A 22,990-nucleotide genomic window follows, 5' to 3' on the forward strand; every position below is an offset into this window, starting at 1 on the left:
GCACCCAGGCCGTCACTGCGGTGATGACGGGCGGCTTCATGCGCCACGCTGGGGTGAGCCGGTGTCGTCGACGAGATCGGCTGGCAGCAGATCATAGTGTACGCGTCCATACCGGGAGCCATACATGACGTGGCAATCACGCTGCTGCCCGATCAGGTGAAAGCCGATCCGCTCGAGCAGATGTCGCGAGCGCACGTTGCACTCCACGGCCCACGCCGTGATGCAATGCAGCCGGTCGGCTTCGAACGCCTCGCGCAGCAGCATGGTGGACGCGGTAAATGTCATGTCCCTGCAGGCAGGTCGTCGGCTGTCGCGCAGCACCCAGAATGAGCCGGTGCCGAATGCATGCGCCAGGTCGCTGACGGCCACGAGACCACTTGCGGCCTCGTGGCCTGCGGGCCCAAACATGCGTATGCGGTGCCGACCGCTCTGGATCATGAACCGCACGGCCAGCACGGAAAGCGTTTGACGGCCCTGCCCGAAATCGAACCACTGGTTGATGTGCTGTTCGGCGAGCCAGGCAGCGATGTCATTGACATCGTCAGAGTCGGGTTCACGAAGCCAGCATGAACCGGATTCTCCGCCGGTCCGGTGGGGTCCGTCAGTGCGATGTGCGGGTTCCACCGCCGGGTCCTGGCTGCTCACGTCAACTGTCCCGCTGGTGGACGTCTGGCGCAGCGAGCGCGCCTAGACCGGCTTCGAGCTTGATCAACAGCATCGCAAACCAGTGCACCGTCTGGAACCGTGCAGCAGGCGGCATGCTTCCCACATAGCCATGACCGCCGCAAAGCTGTACAAGCTCGCGCGTAACGTCCAATGCCTCGGTGGCAACGTGGTGGGCCATGGACCGCACGGGCGCGATATCCGTCTGCGGATCCTGTGCTGCGATGGATCTGAGAAAAAGGTGAATGGTATGCGCCGATATCAGCATGTCGGCGAGCCGTACGGCGACGAGCTGGTGCGCGGCTATTGGCTTGCGAAACGTCTGCCGGTAAGCGCTGTAGGCAAGGGCGAAGTTCACGCCCTGCTTGACGGCGCCCGACAGCAGCGCTGCGAGGTAGGTTGCTGCGTCGACAAGCCACTGCCGTACCGGATTGCCTTCCGTGGTCGCGTCGTCGGACACAACCCGAAGCAGCGTATCGCCTGTCGGCACGGTTGTGTATCGCTCGATGGAGAGTGGCCCTGGCAGGGCAACGGAGAAGCAACGCCCGGTGCCCCGCCTCCCGGTCAGCGTAGCGAGCACGAGCTGCGGACGTTCACCGTCCATCCGGACCATCATTGCCTGCGAGCATGCATGCTGGCGCAACACCCAGAAACCCGAGGCGTCGACGTCAGGGATACCTGGTGCGATCGACGTTGTGCCGTCAAGGTAATGCTGGATAGTCTGATCGGGTAGCAGGTCGAGTGCACCGTATTCGCGCAGCGTCATCAGCGCGGCGCTGCTCAGTGTCAGTTCTGCGGCCCGTTCGAGCGGACCTGCTGCGAACTGCTCAATGACCAGTGCAAGGTCGTGCCGGCTGATTCCCATGCCGCCTCTCGGTTCCGGCAAGATCATGGTCGCGAGGTCGAGTGTCGCGGCAAGCCGGACCGTTTCGCTCCAGCGGGCGGAGTCGGGCGCGCCACCCAGCAGTGGCTCCAGGCGTTCACGAGCAAACTGTCTTGCGGCCGTAACCAGCCCCTGCTGCTCGCCGTTGAGTCTCCAGGATCCTGGTGCGAGGTCTGTGACCACGGGTTGGCGGAATGGCATGACGTTTCTCCGGATGGTGCGGTGTTACACGAGCATTTCGACGGGTTCCGGGTGGCTGAGAAAACGCACAGGACTCGCCGAACGGCCATAGGCACCCGATTGCATAATCACCACGAAATCCCCGATGTGCGCTTCGGGAAGTTCAACCTCGTCCGCAAGACGATCGAGTGGCGTGCAGAGGCACCCGACCACATGACACCGCTCGCGTGGCACGCCGTCGGGGCGGTTGCCGATCACGACCGGAAAGTTGCGGCGCAGGACCTGGCCGAAGTTGCCGGAGGCCGCCAGGTGATGATGCAGTCCGCCGTCGGTGACGACGAACGTCCTGCCGCGCGACACTTTCCGGTCGATGACACGGCACACGTAGATACCGGCCTCGCCCACGAGGTAACGGCCGAGTTCGAGGATCGGCGTCGTTCCGGGCAGACGTTCGCAAAGCGGCGGCAGCCAGTCCTGCATCGCCTCGCAGACCGCCTTTACATCGAGCGGGGTTTCGCCCGGAAAGTAGGGGATGCCAAAGCCGCCGCCGAGATTCACGAACCGCAGCGGCCGCGGCACCCCGCTGGCGAGTCGAAGGATGAGATCAGCACTCTGGCGCTGGGCTTTGATGATGGTTGCCGCATGCAGGCACTGCGAGCCCCAGAAGACGTGAAAGCCAGCGAGGGCGACTTCCCGCGCTTCGAGTTCGCGCAGCAGTGCCGGGACCTGGTCGACATCCACGCCGAACGGTGCGGCACCGCCGCCCATGCGCATGCCGCTGTGTCCAACCTGAAAATCCGGATTGACGCGGATCGCCACGCTGGGCTGCACGCCCAGCTCCCACCCAAGGGCGGTGACAAGCCGCAACTGGGTTTCCGACTCGACGTGAACATTGATGCCGCTGGCCACTGCGCGGCGCAGGTCGTCGTGAGACTTGCCCGGCCCGGCGAACCCGATTGCGTCCGGAGCGGTGCCGGCATCGAGCGCCAGCGCCATCTCCTGTGCGGAGGCAACATCGAACCCGTCGACCCGTTGGGCGAGGTGGTGGATCACGGCGGGCATCGGGTTCGCCTTGATCGAGTAGTGAAGATGCATGCCGGCGGGCAGCAGGTTGCGTAGTTCCCGCACGCGGATGTCAATCGCAGAGCGGTCGTAGGCGAAGAACGGCGTACGCCCGGCGCGGTCGGCCAGCTGGCGCACGTCGAGGCCGCCGAACTGCAGCCCGGGGGGGCGCCTGACAAAGGTGAGGGTCACGATGCTTTCTCCTCTGGGCCGCGTTTGAGTGAGGCGAGGCCGGACGACGCAACCGTGCTACGCAGGGCCGCCCTGTCGAATTTACCGTTGGCGTTGCGTGGAATATCCGGATAACTGGCGATATGGCGAGGAACCATGTAACGCGGCAGGCGCTGCGTGCACCAGTTGCGTAGCTCATCGATATCTGAATCACCGGCGAGGACGACGAGCAGCACAACCGCTTCGCCGAGCTCATCGTCCGGGACGCCCAGCGCGACGGCTTCCACGACAAGGCCGCTCGAATGGACTGTTTCCTCGATCTCTTCCGGGCTGATCCGGTAGCCGGAGCTCTTGATCTGGGCGTCGTTGCGGGCGATGAAATAGAGAAAACCTTCGCTGTCGCACCGCACGAGGTCCCCGGACCACACCGCCATGTCACGCGGCGCGCCACCGGGTTTCGCCTCGGGCGAAGGGCGGTAGCGTTGCGCGGTGCGCACGGCGTCGTTCCAGTAGCCGAGGGTGACGCATGCGCCGACATGCACCAGTTCGCCGGCTTCGTCCGGGTTGCACGGTGTGCCATCCTCGCGAACGACGAGTACCCGCGCATTGGGCACGGCCTTGCCGATCGAGTCGGGTCGACGGTCAACCTCGGCAGGGTCGAGGAAGGTGGAGCGGAACGCCTCGGTCAGCCCGTACATCAGGAAGGGCGTAGCGTGCGGAAACAGCGCCCTCAGCTTCTGCAGAACAGGCAGCGGAAGACGCCCTCCCGTGTTCGCGAAGTAGCGCAAAGTATTGCGCGCCGCGTCTGACCAGGTTGCGCCGGTGAGTTGCATCCACAATGGCGGGACACCCGTGATCGCAGTGATATGTTCGCGCTCGCACGCGAGGACAGCATCATGAGCCGTGAGATAGTTCAGCAGCACTGCTGTGGCGCCTGCCGACCACGCCGAGGTTAGCTGGCTGAGGCCCGCATCGAAGCTCAGGGGCAGGACGGCAAGGACTCGGTCAGACGGATCAAGCCGAAGATACTCGGCGACGCTCCAGGCGCCTTCGAGCAGGTTCCGGTGGCTGAGCATCACGCCCTTGGCCAATCCCGTCGAGCCGGATGTATAGAGGAGGGCGGCAAGGTCGGTGTCAATGCATGTTACGGCCGGGGCCGGCACCAGCGCGTCGTCGGGGCTGGAGATGCAGTCTGGCCAGCGGTGAACCCTGACCGCGGTCGGCTGATCAGGAGTAACCTGGTCCGGTTCGTCTACGAGGATCAGGTCGGTTACCGGCGCAACGCCCTCCGCGGCCAGGGCGCGGACACGCAATGCGGTGGTCACGAGGCACCGGGCGCCGCTGTCGCGAAGCACGTGGGCCACCTGTTCCGGTTTCAGGAGCGGATTAACCGGAACGAAAACGCATCCTGCAGCACAGGCGCCGAGCATCGACACGACAGTCTCCATTCGCTTGTCGAGAAAGATGGCGACGCGTCCGCCCGGAGCCACACCGAGGGAAGACAATACCTGTCCGAACGCACGGCTGCTTTGCAGCAGTTGGCGGTAGGTGAGGCGGACATCGCCGCAGACGAGCGATTCCGCATCGGGTGTGCGGCGCGCCGCCGACTGGATGAGATCAATGAGGTTTCTCATGGCTGGATAGCGATCAGGTTCGGGATCAGTGGCGGATCACCATCGCGCCAAAGCAGCCGGCAAGTCCGCTGGAAAACAGCAGGGAGTGCGAGCCCGGTTCCCCGCGTGGCGCGGTGTGGAAATTGATGAACGGGTCGGCGCCGAACACGTGGCCGAGGCGTCCGAAACCCGCGGTGAAAAGACGCTCCTGAGGCGCGGACAGCATGGTCATGAGGCGCGACCAGCCGGGCAGGTTGACGTGGTGAGGCAGGACACGGACGAGCTGGCTTCCCGTGATGCCTGCCTGTCCCAGTGCCGCACGCATCGTCGTAAATGCTGACCAGTAGTAACGATCATCCGGCACGGGCTGAAGGTCATCGTCGGTGCCGCGGAAGTAGCGAGCGTCCGTATAAAGGTGCAACCCCACGATGCAGTTGCGATCGACACAGCGCTCCAGCAGGAGCGCACATGCGCCGTCGCTGTGTAGCGCGAGGTCCTGGATGGCGCGCAGATGATCGCAGCCCGAGCCCATCACGTCCGCGCAGACAACGATCGCCCGCTGGATGGGACGACCCGCGACGGTGAGCATGCGCAGCAGGTGGACGGCGGCCATCGGCGACACGCAGTTCTGCTGCATCACCGAGAACGCGAGGGCGCGCTCCAGGCCCAGGCGGGACTGGATGAACGCCGCAGTGCCGGCGGGCGGTGCCAGGACATTGCTCTGGATTGTGTGGGTGTAGATGAGGGCATCGATGCTTGCTGGCGTCGTGCCGGTGTCCTCGAGCAGGGCGGATACCGCTTCGCACGCGAATGCGACGGGGGATGTCGCTGTAGCATCGTGGAACTGCTGCACACCATTCTTCAGCAGCGCATTTGCGCGCGCCTCGGGAAATCCGCAGCGACGGGCCCAGATGTTCGCATCGACTGTTCGTACCGGCAGGCTGGATGCGACGCCGGACAGCGACAGCACAGAAGGGAGTGGCGTTGCAGACATCGCTATCTCCCGTGGTATTCGAGAACGGCGCATGCCGCCTGCCCCTGGAAGCCGGCCGACCACAGCAGGATGCGTTGCCCGTTAGCCGGAACAACCGTTTGCAGCAACACGTGGAGCTGCGCCGGCGCGTCCGCGGCGCACAGATACCCGATATCGCCTGGCTCCGGATACCACATTCGCCAGACTGGCAGTCGGGCCTCTGCGCTGACGTTGCATGCCAGGGTGGTGTTGATGCGCGGCGGCACGATCCAGTCAAATGTAGTGGGCTTAACCCCTGCCTGTGCGCACGTCTGCCCAATGACTTCGACTACGGCCGCTTCGTCGATACGGATATCCTGCGGCGGGATGGACACAGAGGTGCAAGGCGTGCATACCGTGAGACTGCGTACGTGCCATCCGGGACACGACCCACGGCTGACCAGGATCGCCGCCGCGCCATCAGCCAATACGGTCAGCGAACCGGTCTGACGGGAAAACGGCGGGAGCCAGCGTTCGGCCGCGACGATCAGTGTCGTGTGCATGCGCTCGTCACTGGCCATCATGTCGGCCGCCACCTGCAGCGCAAGAAAGAAGGACACGCCCTGGATCTGTCCAATCGCGAACGGCACGCCCGTCGACCCGAGTTCGCTGTGCAGGCGACCCGCGCACGACAGCGCGAGATCATGTTCAAGACTGGTTCCACATACGATGATCTGGTCCGGCGCATGGTCTTCTTTTGAGGGATACCGCCGGATAGCTTCGCCGGCTACGGCGGAGGCCATTTCCGAGAGGCTGAGGTGTGGCTCGCTGGCGACATGAGCCGGCATCGCCGGGTGGACGGACCGGGACGGATGATTTGCGGCGACAGACGGTGTCGCCTGTTGGCGCCAGCGCAGCGTATCGGCATGGACCGATCGCATCACGGCGTCGCGCATGGAGATGGCCGTTGCCACTGGCTTCTGTGGCAGCGCTTCGGGGTGCACACGTGCCTTCGGCACATACCGCGCTGTCGACGCAATGCAGATTTGCCCGTGGCCGTGATCAGTTGCGATGTACATGGGATTCAACGAAGGAGACAAGGTTGCCAAACCGCAGGAACAGATCGGCTGTGAGGTCCTCCGGTGCGAGTGTGAAGCCAAAGCGCTGCTCGAGTTCAAGAAGCAGGTCAGTCATGTTCATTGAGTCGACGCCGACGTCGAACAGGTTCGTGTCGTCGGCGATCAGGTCCGCAGCCATCGTGCTGCCGACGGCCGACAGCAGGCATGACCTGATGGTGGTGGCGATTTCCTCGCGTCCCGGGCCGTGCGTGTCATGTGTCATGAGATGTCTCCTGCCCGGATCGGTGGGCGTTGTCGACGTCGGGTGGTGAGTCAGGCTGGGCGGGGCAGCCGGCGGGCGATGCCGTGATGTCCCAAGGGCGTGAGGTTGATCGCTGCGCTGCCCGCGCAATCATAAGCCGCTGCAGGTCGCCGGTACCTTCCATGATGTCGAACGCTTTGGCGTCCCGGTAGGCTTGTTCAAGTGATGGAAAGGCAGTGATGCCGTCGATGCCGGCGAGGTCCATCGCAGCGCGCGTCACCCGCGCGGCCATGCGCGAGGCAAACGCCTTTGTCATGGATGAATCCATTGACGTTGCGGCGCCGCGATCTGCTTTCCAGGCCGTGCAATGGCACAGCAGCCATGCGGCCGCAATCTGGCGGTCGATGTCGAGCAGGGACGCTTCCACGCTCGCTACGCTGCGATGCCTGTCCGCGGGCGTGCCGCCGGCATCGAGCCAGGCCACAAGGTCCGCACGGACCCGCCGGCAAGCGCCGACCATGACGGCGGAAAGCAGTGGCCTGAAATAATCCCAGGACCGCTGCGCACCCGAGAAAGCGTCATCGAGGGGCTTTTCGTCGCCGCGGGCAAGCAGCGCATCATCGGTGAGCTCGCAGTCGGCGTAGGACAGCGCGGCGAGTTGGGTCGCGCGCAGGCCAGCCATGCGTTCGATGCGCGACACCGTGAATCCCGGTGTATTGCAATCCACCAGGAATGCGCGGATCCCGTACCGACCCATCTGCGAATTGATCGTTGCAAACGTGATCACGCAGTCGGCGCGCGCGCCGTTCGTGATAAAGCACTTGGTGCCATTCAGGACCCAGCCGCGACCCGTCTTTCGTGCACGGGTACGCATGGCAGTCGCGTCGGAACCGTAGTCCGGCTCGGTGATGGCGAAAGCGCCCCAGAGCGGCGCGCCCGACTGGAACCGCTGGAAGAACCGGGCCTGCTGCTGCGTCGAGGCGAGCGCAACGACAGGCGGCATGGCGAGCCCCGGGCCCGGCAGCGCCAGCGCGAGGCTTGCGTCGGCCTCCCCGAGGAAGGCCATCAGTGTTGCCTGTGCCACGAGGGACTGCAGCGCCGGGCAGCCGCCGTACCGGGTGGGCACGAGGTTCATGTTCAGGGCGCTTACGTCATCCGCACCCCAGGGAGGACCGACGATCTCGCCGGTTGCGTCCGATTCGGGACTGACGGTGCGCATACGCGTCGCAAGCAGGTCGAGATCGAGCCCGCGATCGGCGAGCGCTGTGCTGATGTCGGCGATCGCGTGAGCCTGCTGCGACGTGTGTAAATGTGGCGTCATGACGCCTTCTCCCAGGCGGGCGCATCTGCGCCCAGGACCGATATTCGCGCGAACCCACGGATGAGGTTTGCGTGTCGTATGGCAATGAGCGTAGGTATGAGGGCGAGAGGCGTCACCTCCGAACATTAGGAGGGTGTTGTACCGGGGGCGTGCCAGGGGACGTTCTGGCGGTCACGCGGCAGCGGATGACCGATAATGGCATTCAGACCAAACGATGGTGGCCAACTACGGGTATGACGTATGGCAGCGCGAAAACAGACGACAGAGAAAAAACCGGTGCTTCAGCCAGACAACAAGGGGCCGCGTACGACCAAGCGGGGAGATCAGGTGGCCGAGCTGATCAAAAGCTGGATTACCGATGGAAAGCTGCGCCCCGGCATGCGACTGAACAAGGAGGCGGAGCTTCAGGAAATGTTCAACGTCAGTCGAGGTTCCATGCGGGAGGCTCTCAAGGCCCTGGAGGTACAGGGCCTCGTGCGTCTGAGTACGGGACCGGAGGGTGGTGCAACGATTACACGCGTTCCGCTCGCCCGCGCGTTCCAGTCGCTGCAGAACTACCTCTTTTTCGAGAGCATCAGCCTTGAGGACATTTACGCCGTGCGGCGTGTGCTGGAGCCGCTACTTGCGGCGGGAGCGGTGGAGCACCTGACGGACGCGGATCTGGAGGCGCTCGAGCGCAGCGTGGAGGTGTGCGAGCCGTTTGCCGCGAGTCATGAACGTGCCCTCGATCAGCGCCAGGAAGACATCCGTTTTCATGACGTGCTGGCAGGGGCCAATCCGAACGCGTTCCTTCGGTGCACCTGTCAGATCATCAACCAGATTCTGCACACCCTCGTGATCGTCGCCGGCAATGTGACGCAAGACGACTATCAGGCGTTTGGTCGGCAGACTGTTGCTGCTCATCGCGCGATCCTGGAAGCGGTAAGGTGCCGTGATGCAGCGGCGGTCGAGAAGCTTATGGTGGCTCACATGGAAGAAGCGGAGGCGCAGCTTCGCAAGGTGCATGCAGCCTTGCGGCAAAAGCTGGTACTGGATTCGGACCTTGGGCTGCACGCGGGCAGGAAGGGCGCGTAGTGTCAGTGCGTTTTGCGGCCACTAATGGATGAGGAAAGCGTGCGCGCCAGTTGAGCTAGCGGAGCGCGTCCGAGCGCGAGTTCCAGGATGTGGCTTGCCCAGAGCACGAGCGCATCGGCGTGACGGCCGCCAACGATCTGTATCCCGATCGGTAGGCCGTCTGAAGTGCTGCCCGCATAAACACTTGCTGCAGGAAGCCCGAGCTGGTTGCACCATGCGGTGAAGTGGGGAAACAGTTCCTTGCTGGCCTGGAGTTCCGCAAGCGACATGGCCACGCGGGGATACACCGGGCAAATAACAAGGTCGTACCGTTCGAAGAATGCGTTGACGGTGGCGCCAAGTTCGCCTCTCTCGATGAGTGCGGCAAGCAACGTCTGGCGCGATATTGTCGCGCCCGCCTCAGAGTAGGCCTGTAACGACGGATCGAGCGTCGCGCCGCCGTCAGCCATGCCTTCGGTGAGCTGGCGACAGCAGGCTGGCCAGATGGTGGAGTGGATCGCGTTACAGCGAGCAATACCCGGCGGATCTTCCGGCTGAACCCTGGCGCCAAGCTCACGGAAGGTGTCGACTGTACGCATGAGCGCGTCGTGGACGGCAGTTTCGGGCGTGACAGCGAGGCCCAGGGACGAACTGTACGCTATACGGACACCACCTGGTGTTGGCTTGCACTTGAGACCAAGTTCATAGTCGCTGGCGTCGAACGGCAAGGCGTACCAGTCGCGGCTGTCAGGGCGACTGATGACGGTCAGTATGCGTGCGGCATCGGCCACGCAGCGGGTCATGGGGCCAACGTGGCTCAACAGCCCGAACGGCCCGCGTGGCGCATGCGGAACGCGTCCGAAGCTCGGCTTGAAACCAAACGTGCCCGTGAACGCAGCTGGAATCCGGATCGATCCACCGCCGTCGGTGCCGATGGCAGCGGGCGCCATGCCAAGCGCGACCGCGGCGGCGGCTCCGCCACTACTGCCGCCTGGAGTACGGTCCGTATCCCAGGGGTTGCGCGTGACGCCCGTAAGCGGACTATCGGTGACGATCTTGTGGGCGAAATCAGGCAGGGTGGTCTTGGCAAAGCAGATCGCACCGGACTCGCGAAGCCGGGCTACGCAAGGGCTGTCGTGGGGTGACGGCGTTTCGTCCGTGGCGCGGGAGCCGTATCGTGTAGCAAGTCCGGCGACAGCGACGTTGTCCTTGATGCTGACCGGGACGCCGTCCAGCGGGCCAAGCGGGCGCTTGTGTTGCCAACGTTTCTCGGATTCACGCGCCATGTCGAGTGCATCCGCTGCTATCTGGCAGAAGGCATTCACGGCGGGATCGAGCTGTTCTACGCGCAGCAGCACGGCCTGCATGACCTCCACGGGGGAGGTGGTGCCCGTTTTGTAAAGCGCATGAAGCTCCTGTGCTGTCAGATCGCAGATGTCATTACCCATGTTGTCTCCTAATTAATCATCATAAATAGACCATAGATGTGAGACTCGCCCATGTCAAGTGATCTTGAAGTGCTGAAAAATCAGGGTAAACGAGCGATTCAGTGGTGTTGACATCCAGATTCTGTGGACGTAATTTATGATCACAAATCGCCGAGCGAGCCTGCTGCCGGTGACCGGTAGTGTCGGCCTGGTACGTGACGCAAGTTTGAAGGGCGTCGTGGTTTGGCGGCACGAAGCGGTTCACACGGGTTGTTCATCAATCGAGGCAAATGCTGCGATCGGGCGAGGGCGGCAATTATGGCGTCGCCTGCGGTTGGTCCGGAGACTCAGGAAATCTTAGTTTATTCCTGGGCCAGTTTCTCGGCGCTGGCGAGGAGGGCTCTCTTCTTTTCCTTGCTGAGCCTGCCGGCGATCGCCAGCAGGTTCGCCAGCAGATCGTCGTCCTCGTAGAGGAAGCCCGTGGGGACAAGGAGTGCCCGCGCCAGACGCTGGCTGGTCTGTATGGCAGGGGTGTGTTTGCCCTTTTCGTACTGGTTGACGCGGGCGCTGGCTGAGAATTCGTCGATACCGGCGTGGATGCCAAGCTGCTCCTGGGTCAGGCCCGAGCGCAGTCGCGCCTGTTTCAGGCGTCGAGGGAAGACGGCATCAGAAGTGGGTGTGTCGCGCGACATCCGGCGAGTGTCCCGGATTCGCTCAGGGATTTTACTAAGTAATTCTTAGTCGAAAGGCTAAACATTACTTGGTTTTGTCGTCCTGGAGGATGCTGATTGTCTCAGCGCCTCGGCATTCGCGAGGAGGATCTTCTTCTTTCCCCGCGTGAGCCGGGCCGCAACTATGAGCAGATCGGCCAGCAGATCGTCCTCCTCGTAGAGGAAAGACGTCGGGACGTGGAGCGCCCTGGCCAGACGTTGCCCCATCAACAGGTGGGGCAGGTGCTTGCCTCTTTCGTACTGGTTGATGCGGGCACTGGCGGAGAATTCGTCGATTCCCGCATTGATACCGAGCTGCTCCTGGGTCAGGCGCGCGCGTACCCGTGCCTCTTTCAGGCGTTTGGCAAAAATGGAGGATGTCGTGTGCTTGACCGGCATCCTCTGAGTCTCTGGGATTCGCTTGCTGTTTTTACTAAGATTTTCTTAGTGAGCCGCCTAAGAGATTCTTGGGTGTGGGGAGGTGCCGCAATGCGGCTCGTTTGCCAATTACACGCGCGGGGTAACAGCTCCGCAGACATGAAGACCGGGACTTATTCATATGACGACGATTCTGAACATTCTGGGGTACGTGAGCATTCTGATGCTGGTGGCGCTTGGACTCGCGGTCGTCTTCGGCATGATGGACATCGTGAACCTTGCACATGCCGAGTGGGTCACGATCGGCGCATACGCGTTAGCCATCGCCCAGGCGGTTGGCGGGCAGCAGGCTTTCTGGCTTGCCCTGGTTGTGGCGCCCGCCGTCGGCGCCGCCCTCGGATGGTGCCTCGAGCGTTTCATCATCCGGCTGCTCTACGACCGGCCACTGGACACACTCCTCGCGACCTATGCGGTGAGCCTGATCCTGCAGAAGGTGCTGGAACTTATCTTCGGCACGCAGCCGATGCTCGTGTACGCCCCGTTCAGCGGGGTGGTGCCGGTCCCCGGCGGAAGCTATCCGGCCTACCGGATCTTCGTGATCGGCGTCGCGCTGACCGTGACGGCAGGCTGCTGGCTGCTGTTCGCCTGTACGCGTGTTGGTACCCAGTTGCGTGCCGTGATCCAGCACCGGGCGATGGCCGAGGCCACTGGCATCGACACCCGACGCCTGAATCGGATTGCCTTCTGTGGCGGCGCGGGGCTCGCGTCGCTTGCCGGCGTACTCGTCGCACCCATGGTCTCGGTCGAGTCGCATCTGGGCGTGTCCTATCTTGCCAAGGCGTTTTTCGTGATCGTGCTGGGCGGTATCGGATCGATCGCGGGCAGCATCCTGGGCAGCGCAGTCATCGGTACTGCCGAGACGTTACTGAGCTATCGCGTCGATCCCTCTCTTGCCTCGGCGATGGTGCTGGTCCTCTCCATTGTGGTGATCCGGTTCAGACCGCAAGGGCTGATTCCAGGATTCAGTGCCGCGCATCAGCTGCTCGGTAAAGGATAAAGCGTATGTCTGGAAAACATGCAGGCTGTCTGCGGCTCTGGCTCTCGCAGCCTGCCCTCGGCCCAAGGGATGTTTCAGCGCTGCTGATGTGGAGCGTGGCGATGGCCGCCGCGGCGCTCGTGCCTTTCTTTGCCGGTCCCTGGCTGCTGTCGACGGTGCGCGATGCACTGGTCATGGGGATCCTCGCATTGAGCTATGACCTGCTCTGGGGGCGGGCCGGGGTCCTCACGCTCGGCCACACGACGTTCCTGGGCCTCGGTGCCTATGGATTCGCCGTCGCGACTGTCCAGTTCGGGCAGGCGCCTGTGACGGGGCTGGTGGCCGGTGTGCTCTGCGCCGCGGCTGTTGCTGCTGTGATTGGCTATTTCCTGCTCTTTGCAGGGGTGAGGCTTCACTTCTTCGCCATCATCAGCCTGGCCGTGCTGATCGTCGCCCAGCAGCTCGCCGTCAGCTGGCAGTCGGTGACCGGGGGCGACACGGGCATCCTGGGCATCCCGGGACTGTCATTCAGCGCGGGCGGTCACACGCTCGACATGAGCGGTCCTCGCGCCTCCTGGTACACGGTGGCCATTGTACTGCTTGCCGCGACCGGCCTGATCTGGCTCGTGTGCCGCAGCCGCTACGGCAAGGTGCTTGATGCGATCGCGGCTAACGAGTGGCGCGCGAAGGCGTGCGGCTATCACACGTCGTTTCACCTGCTGCTCGTCTTCGTCGCCTCGGCCGCGCTTGCCGCAATCGCTGGCGTACTGATGGCGGCCTGCTCGGGGGTGGTGGCACCGGACGTGTTCTCGCCGATCCTTGCGACCGAAGTGATCCTCTGGGTGGCCATTGGTGGCAGGGGAAGAACTGGTGGACCCGTCGTCGCCGCGGTCGTGCTGACGCTGCTCAGGCAGACCGTCTCCAGCTACAGCACGGACGGCTGGCCCCTGATCCTCGGCGGTCTGTTTCTCGCCTGCGTGCTGTTCTTGCCCAACGGACTGCAGCTCCACGAACTGTTGGAGGCTGCGCGTCGGGCTGCTCGAGCGGTATGGAGCCGGCCACCGGTTCACCGCGCGGAACACGCACGGGAGGAGCGGTAATGGACGGCCAGTTTCTGCAGGGCACCAACCTGTCGCGCGCGTTCGGTGGAATCAACGCCGTGGCGGGCGTCGACATCAACATCGCGCCACGCGACCTGCTATGCGTGATTGGCCCGAACGGCGCGGGCAAGAGCACGCTTGTCGGCCTGCTCTCAGGCGCGATTGCCCCTGGTTCCGGCGAACTGACTCTCGATGGTGAGCGGATGACCGGTCGCCCGATGCACGCGTTCTGCCGGCGCGGCGTGGTGCGCAAGTTTCAGGGGACGAACACCTTCCTCACGATGACGGTGCGCGACAACCTGGTGGTGGCGGGTCTTGGCGTCGCGGCTTACCGGGCGACACCCATGCCCGATCCCGACGCGGTGCTGGAGGAGGTGGGTCTGGCCGGGCAGGCGGGCGAGCTCGCATCGTATCTGCCGCATGGTGAGCGGCAGTGGCTCGAAATCGGCATGGCGATCATGTGCCAGCCCGCATTGCTGCTGCTCGATGAACCCGCAGCCGGTCTGTCCGCGAAGGACGCACAGCGGCTGGTGCGGCTTATTCACCGGTTGCGCGAGCGATGCGCGGTGCTCGTCATCGAACACGACCTCGGCTTCGTGCAGTCCCTCGCGTGTGAGACCTGGGTGATGCACCGGGGAGAGGTGGTTCGACGCGGATCGTATGCGGAGATCGCAGCCGACGAGGAGATCCGCCGCATCTATCTGGGGAGGGGGGCGACACATGCTGCGCATTGAAAACCTGTGCGCCGGATATGGCGATGTGGATGTGGTTCACAACGTCACGCTGGACGTGCTGCCAAACGAGGTGGTCGGTGTGCTCGGCTGCAACGGCGCGGGCAAGACCACGCTGGTGAAGGCGGTCATGGGGCTGCTGCCGCGTGTGAGCGGGCAGGTGTCTTTCCTGGACCAGCCGGTGACAGGCCTGCGCACGCACGAGATCGCGCAGCGCGGCATCGGTCTGGTGCCGCAGGGGCGGTGGATCTTTCCGAAGTTGACCGTGCGGGAGAACCTGCTGATGGGTACGCAGGCCGCCGGCGGGGCGGACATCCTCGATGAGGTATTCGATTACTTCCCGGTGCTCAAGACGCGCCTATCGCAGCAGGGCGGCACGCTCTCGGGTGGCGAGCAGCAGGTCCTCGCCATCTCACGCGCCCTGTGCGGCCGTCCAAAACTGCTCTTGCTGGATGAGCCCTCCGATGGTGTGCAGCCCAATCTGGTCGAGCGTATCGGTGAGGTGATTCCCGAGCTCTGCCGCCGCTCGAAACTGGCGGTGCTCCTCGTCGAACAGAACCTCGACCTCGTCCTTCAGAGCGCACGCCGCTGCATCGTGCTCAGCAACGGGCGACTTGTGCATGCCGGCGCCGTTGAGCCGCGACACAGCGGGAAGGGCGAACACCCGCTCGCGCGCTATCTCTCCCCGGCCGCGGATGCCGCGCCGGACTTCCGCCCTGAAAACATCCAGTGACATCCAGTGAGAAAAAGCATGAACCGACGTGAATTTTCCCGAACCGTGCTGCTTGGCGCAACGGCATCCCTCGCCGCATCGGCCGTTGCTCCATTCGCACGTGGCGCCGAGCCGTTGAAGATCGGGCTGCTCGCGCCACTCAGCGGTCCACTGACGCGAGTGGGACAGACTAATCGAAACTGTGCCGCGCTGGCGGTGGACGAGATCAATGCACAGGGTGGGCTGCTTGGCCGACCGCTGCAACTGAGCGTGGAGGACACACAGATGTCGACGGCCGTCACGTTGCAGAAGGCGCGGCAGCTTTTCATGCGCGACGACGTGGCGATGATCACGGGCATGGTGCTGCCATCCGAGCGCGAGGCGGCCCTTCAGGCGGCAAGGGCCGCGCGAAAGCTCATCGTCTATCCGAACTTCGACGAGGGGCGGTGCGACCCGCAACTACTCACGACTGGCCTCGCCACGAGCCAGCGGATCGAGCCGCTCATTGCTTGGCTCATGCGTGACGGTGGACGGTCTGTCTGCGCGGTCGTCTCGGACATCGGCAGCAACCGGAAGGTGCTGGTCCCGCAGTTGCAGGCGGCGGTGACCCGTCATGGCGGGAAGTTCCTCGACGTCTTCTGGCTGCCCTTCGGCACACGCGACTACGGTGCCGTCCTGCAACAGGTCGCGAGTGCCAGGCCGCAGATCGCATGGCACAGCATCGGGGACGACCCCGTGACGTTCGTGAAGCAGTACCGCTCGTTCGCGATGAAACCACAGTTGGTGACCGACATCGCACACGAGTCTCTCTCGATCGCAACCACAGGTGCATCGACCGGCACGATCGGCGTGTCGTCGTACTTCATGAGCATCGACAACCCGGAAAACCAGGCGTTCCTCACGCGCTATACAGGCCGTTACGCCGATGCACGCGATCCTCGCCTCGGCCGCTATGCCGTGGTGCTGCCGCATGGCGAGAACACCTATGCAGGTATTCGTCTTTTCGCCGAAGCCGTCCGGTCGGCGGGAAGTGTTGATGCCGCTCGTGTCAAGGCCGTGTTGCCGGGTGTGTCAGTAGCACTTCCACGTGGCAAGACGGGCGTGAGCCGCGATGGTGGTCATGTGCTTTGCCAGACACGGATCGGCCAGGCGCTTGCCGATAACAGCTTTTCGATCCTGGAATCCACGGGCCCGGTGATGCCGGTCTGTGAAGGATAGACATGTCCTCGCCACGCTTTGGAATCGTTTGTACCAAGAGATAAGGACTACAAAATGAGCGAAATTGTCATGCTGAATATAGCTCAGCTGGTTGCCGGCTTCCGGCAGCGTAGCCTCTCGCCTGTGGAGGTCATGTGCGCGGTACTGGACCGGGTCACGAAGCTCGATCCAGCGGTCAACGCCTTCTGCGCCCTCGACGAGGAAGGGGCGATGTCTGCCGCCTGCGAGGCCGAGCGCCGGTGGACGCGGGGCGAGCCGTGCGGTCCGCTTGATGGCGTACCGGTATCGGTCAAGGATCTCGTCGCCGTGGCCGGTTTTCCGACACGGCATGGGTCATGGACCGCTTCGCCGGACCGCGAGAGCGTCGATGCGCCGGCCGTGGCGCGGCTGCGGCGTGCGGGCGCCATACCGTTTGGCAAGACGACGACGTCCGAGTTCGGAAACAAGATCGTCACCGATTGTCCGTTGACAGGTGCGACGCGCAATCCGTGGGACACGCGGCTCTCGCCTGGGGGCAGCAGCGGCGGCTCCGCGGTCGCGGTCGCGCTGGGCATGGGTCCGCTGTCGCTGGCCACGGATGGGGGCGGGTCCATCCGGATTCCGGCCTGCTGGAGCGGCGTGGTCGGGTTCAAGCCTACGTTCGCGCTGGTGCCGGCGGGCAATGCGGCGTCGTGGACTGCACTGTCCACCCTCGGCCCGATCGCGCGAACCGTGCGCGACGCAGCGTTGATGCTCGATGCGATGACCGGCGCGAACAACGACGGGTCTTCCGAAGGAGGGAGTCCGGCGGGCTATTCCGCCGCGCTGGACGACGGCGTGGTGGGTCTGCGGATCGGCTGGTGCCCCGCCCCGGACGGTGTGCCGGTGGCGCCGGACATTGCGGCGTGTGTCGGGAGGGCAGCGGACACATTCGGGGCACTCGGCGCGACGGTCATCCAGACCGACGTCGCGCCGATCGCGGACTACTACGGCAATGGCCGCATGCATTCGGTCCAGTGGTGCGTGTTCTTCGCACAACGTGTGCGGCATATGGAGGCAGCCGACAGGACGCTGCTTGATCCCGAGCTGACGGCACTTGCGGATGCAGGGGCACGGATCGACACCGCGACATTCGTCGATGCACTGCTTGCCCGTCACGCACTCGGCGCATCGATGGAAACCTTCTTCGAACGTTATGACCTGCTGCTCACGCCGACGTTTCATTGCGGACCGCCTCCGGTTCCCGGCTTGCCCGGCCATCTGCGCAGTGCACCGCTTCTGACGGCGTGGTGCAACCAGGCCGGCCTACCTGCGATATCCGTGCCGTGCGGATTCGCGGGCGACCTGCCGACCGGCCTGCAGATTATCGGGCGTCGGGGCAGCGATGCCCTGGTCTTGCGGGCCGCGCGCGCGTACGAACTGGCGAGAGGAGATTTTCCGGCACCGGGACCGGAACTGCAGCTTCCGGGCGACGTGGAGATCGCGCCATGAACGTGCAGATCGCGCGGATCGTAGTCCATCTCGTTGAGCGGTGTGCGGAGCTCGGTACGCCGGTGACCCCACCGCACCGTCAGGTAGTGGCCGCTGCGGTACTGAAGACGACCGATCAGGATGTTGCCTGGGAGCTCGAGGCGCTCTATGCGACGGGCGCCGACCTTGGCCAGATGCTCACCGGACGGGCGCTGCTTGCGCTCGGTTGTGCGGGGGAAGACATCCAGGGTTACGGGAAGGCGGCGCTCGCAGGCGCAGGAGTACCGCTCGAATGGGGAGCGGCGCTGCTTCATCCGCGACTCGGCAAGGCGGTGCGCGACTGCCTGCCTGGCGCGTCCTCGATCATGCCATCCGTCACGAAGCGTGGGCCTGCGGGTGCCTGCATCGACATTCCCATGCACAGCGTCACAGACATGTGGAGCTTCGACCACTTCGACACGGTGTCGCTTTGCATACCCGACTCGCCGGCACCGGACGAACTACTGGTTGCCGTCGCGCTGGCCGAGCGAGGAAGGCCGCTCGCACGCGTCAGGCCGGGATGACGCGCGGCGACAAACCATGCCATCAGGCAGGCACACATCGAACGAACACTCACAAGCGATCAAGGAGAAAAACATGCGCAGGGATGTGCGGGGAAGATGGAGCAAGGCGCTGGCGGCGCTGTCGTTGTGCATCTCAGCGGGCGCCGTGCACGCGCAGTCGTCAGTGTCCCTCTACGGGCTGGCCGATGCATTTGCGGGAGTGGTGCGCACGCCTGGCTCAGCGGGCAACGCCTGGCAGGTGGGGTCCGGGGGCCTCTCGACATCGTATTGGGGTATGTCGGGCGCCGAGGATCTGGGCGGCGGCATGAAGGCGATCTTCACGCTCGAGAGTTTTTACCGGATCAACGGTGGTCAGTCAGGCGCGTACGATGGACAGTCATTCTTCGGGCGCAGGGCGTTCGTCGGCCTGAGCGGGCAATTTGGTCAGGTGACGCTGGGGCGTAACGATTCACTGCTGTTCGTCTCCACGCTGCTGTTCAACCCGTTCGGCAACTCGTTCGTCTTCTCGCCCATGGTGGCCCACACGTTTCTGGGTTCCGCGATGGGTGCTGCGTCCGTGCAAAGCGATACGGCAATTGACGACTCGATCGTCTACCAGACGCCGGAGGTGGGTGGTCTGACAGGAAGCGTGCTGTACAGCAATGCGGGCATCGCGGGCCACGCCGGGCAGGCGAACTACAGTGCGAACGTGCTCTACTTCGCGGGACCGTTCTCGGCGACCGCCGCAATCCAGAGTCTTCACACTGCGTCGCTTTTCCTCAACGGCGCCACGGAGCAGACGGCGTGGCTGGCTGGTGCGGCGTATCGCCTGCAGGCGGTGAAGCTCTATCTCCAGTACGAAAGGGTAACCAACAACAATGACCTTACCGACGATACCGTTCAGGTAGGGGCAAGCGCGCAGGTCGGCACGGGTAGCATACTGCTGTCATGGGCGGGAACGCTCCGGCGGCCTGCGCAGGGCGCGGATGTGCGCTGGTCGACAGTGGTGCTCGGATACGACTACCCGCTCTCGAAACGCACGGACGTTTACGCCGCGTGGCGGTACGACACGATGACCAGTGTGTCGTCAGGCAACAGCCTGGGAGCGGGCATCAGGATGAAGTTCTAGCCGGCCCGCTCCGGCAGGTTTGCATGGCCGGGTCGCGTTGACCGAGCCGGCTTCAGTGGGTGCGGGAGTCTGCGAAGCCGGCACACTTGTGGTTGTATTAGGCGTCGTGGCCCAAGGATTCACCTGCCGCTTTGCAGAACGATACATCAGGCGTCGATGTGCTCGTTGTTGCTTCCCGGCGCGTACCCGATCAAGCCGAACATGGCCTTGAATTCGCACCCGCAGTATTCGCACACATACTCCTGGTAGATCGCTGTCTGCACGGACAGCACAAGCGGCCGGGTCACGGTCGGCGAGTTGCAGGACGGGTAGCGCACGACGCCATGCTCAACGGTACGCTCTCGCTATTCACCGCAAGACAGCACGACTAACTCTCCTGGTTGATGCGACTGATGTGGCCTTTGCCGAACGAGCATCATAGGTCTGGTGTTGAGGATTCTACGCGCGGGGTGCGTGGGGTTGACCGCGATTATTGCTGTTCTTGAAAGCGGATATGTGCTGGCCATCCGTACGTCGTTTGCTTGGTCCGACGGGCGCTTCCCGTCGATAAGACGGGTTTGGCGTTAGCGCCAGTCGCTGCTTGAATGCCCTCATGTTCCGGCCACTGCGGACCGGAACGATTCCTTGGGGGTAAGCCATGTCAATCGAGGACAGTGGCACGGACAGGATCCTGCGCCGTCGAGAGGTCGAGGCGCGCACGGGGCTGTCGCGCTCGACCATCTACCGTCGCATGCAGGCCGGAACGTTTCCGCCGGCGATTCCATTGGGCGGTCGGCTGGTCGGATGGCGTGCGAGGGATATCGACGCATTTCTGGTGAATCCCTCCCGCTACCGCGTGCCGGTACGGCTTCGCGAAGGCGGTGCGGGAGGCGTGCCATGAGTCGGGACCTTGCTTCAGCGCCGCTCGGCCGGCGTCTGGCGAACTGGGGCAACGCCGCGCGGGGCGCCTACGATCCGGTCGATGCGGCGCGGATCACGAAAGCATGGGAAACGCTGCATCCCCGGCATCGCGACATGCTCCGCATGGTGCATCTCTGGCACGCCGACCAGGAGGTCATCTGCCGGCGCCTGCGTATACCGCGCCGGCCGGCGCAACGCTTCGCACTGGAACTTGCGGCCGCTCGCGCAGCGCTCGCTCGGGCGCTGGAGACCGGAAACCAGGATCGTGCGACCGGCTCGCCGCCAGGGGACCGCGGGAACTAGGGGGCTCGTCCTGCTGCGGAGCGTGGAGTGTCGGGATTGGCGGCCCAGATATCTGAAGAACCTGCAGATATCTGGCGCTTCGCAAGCTTCAGTTGATTCCGGAGACGTTGATACGAAAGCACAGAACGGTCACGAGGCGTCACCATTCGATGCCTGACCCGGGCTTCGAACGGCGACGACGGGCAGTGCATTATCCGGCCGCAGCCATCATCAACGTACCGGCGGCTCCAAATGTAGCTCTCTCGCAGCGGTTGCAAACCTGGCAATCGCTAGAAGTCGTTCCCAGTTCGAAAGCGGACGCCACGGCCAGCGCAGTGCCGGTCAGAACATCGATCTCGTTGCGAAGTTGAGCGACGCTGTCAGGCTAACCGCCTGATTCAATTCTCACGTAACGAGTCTTACCGGGCGCGGCGGCTACCGGTCAAGCCAGTTCTCGATCGTGAGACCGCGAATGCGGCTGAACTCTTTCGTGTTGTCAGTCACGAGTGTCAGCCCCAATGCGTAGGCATGAGCGCCAATCAAAAGGTCGTTTGCACCGATCGGCTGGCCGGCGGCCTCAAGCTCCGCGCGGATGCCCCCGTATTCCGTGTCGGCAGGGACGTCCAGCGGCAGCACGGGAATGGTTGCAAGGAGACTTTCGACTCTGGCCAGCAACTTCGCGGACCCCTTTTTTGCACAGCCATAGCGCAGTTCCGCCGCGACGACGACGCTCGTGCAGATCGCCCTGGGATCAATCTGCTCAATACGGGCGGCCACCTGTCCGAACGGATTCCGGATCATGTCGCTGATGATGTTCGTGTCGAGCAGATAGCCGCTCAAAGTACGTCCTCCGGTCGAACTGGCGGATCTTCGATATCCGGAAACTGGTCATCAGGTCCGGGCGGCAGCTCCTGTCTCCACGCGGCGAGCAGTTCGATGATGTTCGCGGGCGTCCTCACCGGTTCGATGATGAGCTTGTCGCCCTCCCGGTGGATCAGAACGCGATCGCCCGGCAGCTCGAACTCGACAGGGATGCGTACCGCCTGGCTGCGGTTGTTGCGGAACAGCCTGGCCTCCCTGGGCCGGGCGGATGGCGTTGGGATTGGCACGATCACCTCCTTTGTATATGCAAATTGTATATGCCACGATGCGGACGGTCAAGCCCGGACCCCGCCGTGAGCCAGATTTCCGCCATGGCATCAAGGCGCGCTCGCAACGGCGCTCACGGCATGAGCAACGATCCGGGAAAGGGTTGCGGCATCCCGGTGCCCGAACCCGGGTGTCAGGATGCCGCCGATGCTGTCCGGCAATCCGGTTTGCGCTAGAAGACTGAATAGCCGGCCGGCGCAGCGGGCGTGGGATGACTATGTCCGCATTTTTAATGCAATTTTTTATAGAGGACGAAGAATGAAATCTGCAAACGACGGCCCCGTTGGAATTGAGACTGATGGCGGCGCAGGGGCCGGATCTTCCCGCAAAAAAATATCGGACTGGCCCCGGGCAGTAATCGCATCAGCGCTTGGGCTTATTATGGCGGGGATCGCTTATTCACTTGGAGATGCTTATTGCAACGCGTATCTGGCCGGTTTTTCTGTCCACAGCGGCGCATTTCCGGCGGATCACCCAACACATTTCGTGCTCGCGGTTTGGGGAGGATTACACGCGACCCTTGCGCTCCAGCAGTGGCTTGGTGGACACGTCCTCAGGCTGGTGTGCATGACTGCCGTGTGCCTGATCTACTTCGCTGCGCTACCCGTAATATTTGCGGTGATATCACCTATTATCGCAAACGGCAGGGGCCACGTAGAAGGCGCACGCGCACTGCTTGGAAAACGCCCGCTCCTGCGCAAGTACGCCGGGACGGTTATGGCCATCATGTTCTTCTTCCTCACTGCCTTGTGGTTTTTTCTGTTTGTTCCGCGGCGATATCTATTCCCTCCGCTATCGGTGAGGCCGTTGGCACGGATGTGGCGAAACTGGATCTGAAGGACTTCGACAGAGGGTGTGGTCACTCAAGGGCGAAGTGTTATCAGGCGATCAGGAATGGAAAGGAAATAGCGCGGGGGTACGTCATTGCACAATCACCCGGTCGCGTCGCCGTTTATTACATGGGCAATACGAGTCAGTTCCCGCTTGGGGATGTGATGCTGCGCACGCT

General features: G+C 63.5%; 26 protein-coding genes. 12 read left to right on the forward strand and 14 right to left on the reverse strand.

All coding sequences use genetic code 11. The features are described from left to right. Positions 1-36 precede the first annotated feature (36 nt). The 8 genes from BXE_RS38665 to BXE_RS38700 are packed head-to-tail and all read right to left on the reverse strand — an operon-like array spanning position 37 to position 8,165. Positions 37-645: a GNAT family N-acetyltransferase gene (locus tag BXE_RS38665; RefSeq protein ID WP_011493579.1), complete on the reverse strand. Its 609-nt coding sequence runs from the start codon at positions 643-645 to the stop codon at positions 37-39. 1 nt (position 646) lies between these two features. Next, positions 647-1,747, reverse strand: a complete 1,101-nt coding sequence (locus tag BXE_RS38670; protein ID WP_011493580.1) for an acyl-CoA dehydrogenase family protein — start codon at positions 1,745-1,747, stop codon at positions 647-649. A 24-nt stretch (positions 1,748-1,771) separates the two neighbouring features. Then, positions 1,772-2,980: a pyridoxal-dependent decarboxylase, exosortase A system-associated gene (locus tag BXE_RS38675; RefSeq protein WP_011493581.1), complete on the reverse strand. Its 1,209-nt coding sequence runs from the start codon at positions 2,978-2,980 to the stop codon at positions 1,772-1,774. Beyond that, the gene (locus BXE_RS38680; protein ID WP_011493582.1) at positions 2,977-4,593 is read right to left on the reverse strand and encodes an acyl-CoA ligase (AMP-forming), exosortase A system-associated; all 1,617 of its coding nucleotides are present in this window, start codon (positions 4,591-4,593) and stop codon (positions 2,977-2,979) included. The genes BXE_RS38675 and BXE_RS38680 overlap by 4 nt, the downstream gene beginning before the upstream one ends. 25 nt (positions 4,594-4,618) lie before the next feature. Then, positions 4,619-5,566: a 3-oxoacyl-[acyl-carrier-protein] synthase III C-terminal domain-containing protein gene (locus BXE_RS38685; RefSeq protein ID WP_011493583.1), complete on the reverse strand. Its 948-nt coding sequence runs from the start codon at positions 5,564-5,566 to the stop codon at positions 4,619-4,621. A gap of 2 nt (positions 5,567-5,568) precedes the next feature. Further along, on the reverse strand, positions 5,569-6,603 hold the full coding sequence (locus BXE_RS38690; protein ID WP_011493584.1) for a 3-oxoacyl-ACP synthase: 1,035 nt from the start codon (positions 6,601-6,603) through the stop codon (positions 5,569-5,571). Further along, a complete protein-coding gene (locus BXE_RS38695) occupies positions 6,587-6,865 on the reverse strand; it encodes an acyl carrier protein (RefSeq protein ID WP_011493585.1) in 279 nt (92 codons plus the stop codon). Before BXE_RS38695 ends, BXE_RS38690 begins: the two co-directional genes overlap by 17 nt. Next, a complete protein-coding gene (locus tag BXE_RS38700; RefSeq protein ID WP_011493586.1) occupies positions 6,855-8,165 on the reverse strand; it encodes an acyl-CoA dehydrogenase family protein in 1,311 nt (436 codons plus the stop codon). Before BXE_RS38700 ends, BXE_RS38695 begins: the two co-directional genes overlap by 11 nt. Before the next feature lie 240 nt (positions 8,166-8,405). Between BXE_RS38700 and BXE_RS38705 the strand changes: the two genes are divergently transcribed. Further along, positions 8,406-9,239, forward strand: coding sequence for a FadR/GntR family transcriptional regulator (locus BXE_RS38705; RefSeq protein ID WP_011493587.1), 834 nt, complete (start codon positions 8,406-8,408; stop codon positions 9,237-9,239). 2 nt (positions 9,240-9,241) lie between these two features. Here the strand turns inward: BXE_RS38705 and BXE_RS38710 are convergent, their stop codons facing one another. The 3 genes from BXE_RS38710 to BXE_RS38720 all read right to left on the reverse strand — a co-directional run bounded on the left by BXE_RS38710 (position 9,242) and on the right by BXE_RS38720 (position 11,754). Then, complete coding sequence (locus BXE_RS38710; RefSeq protein WP_011493588.1) at positions 9,242-10,666, reverse strand: amidase family protein; 1,425 nt, start codon at positions 10,664-10,666, stop codon at positions 9,242-9,244. A 341-nt stretch (positions 10,667-11,007) separates the two neighbouring features. Beyond that, complete coding sequence (locus BXE_RS38715) at positions 11,008-11,337, reverse strand: helix-turn-helix domain-containing protein (protein ID WP_011493589.1); 330 nt, start codon at positions 11,335-11,337, stop codon at positions 11,008-11,010. A 57-nt stretch (positions 11,338-11,394) separates the two neighbouring features. Next, positions 11,395-11,754 (reverse strand): helix-turn-helix transcriptional regulator, encoded by a 360-nt coding sequence (locus BXE_RS38720; protein WP_011493590.1) that lies wholly within the window; start codon positions 11,752-11,754, stop codon positions 11,395-11,397. A 160-nt stretch (positions 11,755-11,914) separates the two neighbouring features. Between BXE_RS38720 and urtB the strand changes: the two genes are divergently transcribed. The 8 genes from urtB (at position 11,915) to BXE_RS38760 (ending at position 19,650) form a co-directional block, all read left to right on the forward strand. Continuing rightward, entirely contained in the window at positions 11,915-12,790 is an 876-nt protein-coding gene (gene urtB / locus BXE_RS38725; RefSeq protein WP_011493591.1) for an urea ABC transporter permease subunit UrtB, read from the forward strand. A gap of 5 nt (positions 12,791-12,795) precedes the next feature. Next, positions 12,796-13,869, forward strand: coding sequence for a branched-chain amino acid ABC transporter permease (locus BXE_RS38730; protein ID WP_011493592.1), 1,074 nt, complete (start codon positions 12,796-12,798; stop codon positions 13,867-13,869). Beyond that, on the forward strand, positions 13,869-14,603 hold the full coding sequence (locus tag BXE_RS38735) for an ABC transporter ATP-binding protein (protein WP_011493593.1): 735 nt from the start codon (positions 13,869-13,871) through the stop codon (positions 14,601-14,603). Before BXE_RS38730 ends, BXE_RS38735 begins: the two co-directional genes overlap by 1 nt. Beyond that, positions 14,590-15,333: an ABC transporter ATP-binding protein gene (locus BXE_RS38740; RefSeq protein WP_011493594.1), complete on the forward strand. Its 744-nt coding sequence runs from the start codon at positions 14,590-14,592 to the stop codon at positions 15,331-15,333. The genes BXE_RS38735 and BXE_RS38740 overlap by 14 nt, the downstream gene beginning before the upstream one ends. Positions 15,334-15,351: 18 nt before the next feature. Further along, positions 15,352-16,530, forward strand: a complete 1,179-nt coding sequence (locus tag BXE_RS38745) for an ABC transporter substrate-binding protein (protein WP_011493595.1) — start codon at positions 15,352-15,354, stop codon at positions 16,528-16,530. 54 nt (positions 16,531-16,584) lie between these two features. Next, positions 16,585-18,000, forward strand: coding sequence for an amidase family protein (locus BXE_RS38750; RefSeq protein WP_011493596.1), 1,416 nt, complete (start codon positions 16,585-16,587; stop codon positions 17,998-18,000). Next, a complete protein-coding gene (locus BXE_RS38755; RefSeq protein WP_011493597.1) occupies positions 17,997-18,542 on the forward strand; it encodes an amino acid synthesis family protein in 546 nt (181 codons plus the stop codon). Before BXE_RS38750 ends, BXE_RS38755 begins: the two co-directional genes overlap by 4 nt. Before the next feature lie 73 nt (positions 18,543-18,615). Continuing rightward, positions 18,616-19,650 carry a porin gene (locus BXE_RS38760; protein WP_011493598.1) on the forward strand — a complete coding sequence of 345 codons (1,035 nt, stop codon included), beginning with the start codon at positions 18,616-18,618 and terminating at the stop codon, positions 19,648-19,650. Positions 19,651-19,796: 146 nt separating this feature from the next. Here BXE_RS38760 and BXE_RS46795 read toward each other — a convergent pair whose 3' ends face one another. Next, positions 19,797-19,967 carry a hypothetical protein gene (locus BXE_RS46795; RefSeq protein WP_158340964.1) on the reverse strand — a complete coding sequence of 57 codons (171 nt, stop codon included), beginning with the start codon at positions 19,965-19,967 and terminating at the stop codon, positions 19,797-19,799. A gap of 320 nt (positions 19,968-20,287) precedes the next feature. On the opposite strand from BXE_RS46795, the gene BXE_RS38765 reads away from it, so the two are divergent. After that, the gene (locus tag BXE_RS38765) at positions 20,288-20,530 is read left to right on the forward strand and encodes a helix-turn-helix transcriptional regulator (protein WP_011493600.1); all 243 of its coding nucleotides are present in this window, start codon (positions 20,288-20,290) and stop codon (positions 20,528-20,530) included. Continuing rightward, the gene (locus tag BXE_RS38770; protein ID WP_040123546.1) at positions 20,527-20,853 is read left to right on the forward strand and encodes a hypothetical protein; all 327 of its coding nucleotides are present in this window, start codon (positions 20,527-20,529) and stop codon (positions 20,851-20,853) included. The genes BXE_RS38765 and BXE_RS38770 overlap by 4 nt, the downstream gene beginning before the upstream one ends. A gap of 414 nt (positions 20,854-21,267) precedes the next feature. Here BXE_RS38770 and BXE_RS38775 read toward each other — a convergent pair whose 3' ends face one another. Both BXE_RS38775 and BXE_RS38780 read right to left on the reverse strand, forming a co-directional pair. Then, on the reverse strand, positions 21,268-21,672 hold the full coding sequence (locus tag BXE_RS38775) for a type II toxin-antitoxin system VapC family toxin (protein WP_011493602.1): 405 nt from the start codon (positions 21,670-21,672) through the stop codon (positions 21,268-21,270). After that, positions 21,669-21,941: an AbrB/MazE/SpoVT family DNA-binding domain-containing protein gene (locus BXE_RS38780; RefSeq protein ID WP_040123745.1), complete on the reverse strand. Its 273-nt coding sequence runs from the start codon at positions 21,939-21,941 to the stop codon at positions 21,669-21,671. The genes BXE_RS38775 and BXE_RS38780 overlap by 4 nt, the downstream gene beginning before the upstream one ends. Positions 21,942-22,239: 298 nt before the next feature. Between BXE_RS38780 and BXE_RS44975 the strand changes: the two genes are divergently transcribed. Beyond that, positions 22,240-22,818: a hypothetical protein gene (locus BXE_RS44975; protein ID WP_148223096.1), complete on the forward strand. Its 579-nt coding sequence runs from the start codon at positions 22,240-22,242 to the stop codon at positions 22,816-22,818. The last annotated feature ends 172 nt before the right edge of the window (positions 22,819-22,990 follow it).

Origin of the sequence: Paraburkholderia xenovorans LB400, from assembly GCF_000013645.1 — a bacterium.
Classification (GTDB): Bacteria; Pseudomonadota; Gammaproteobacteria; order Burkholderiales; family Burkholderiaceae; genus Paraburkholderia; species Paraburkholderia xenovorans.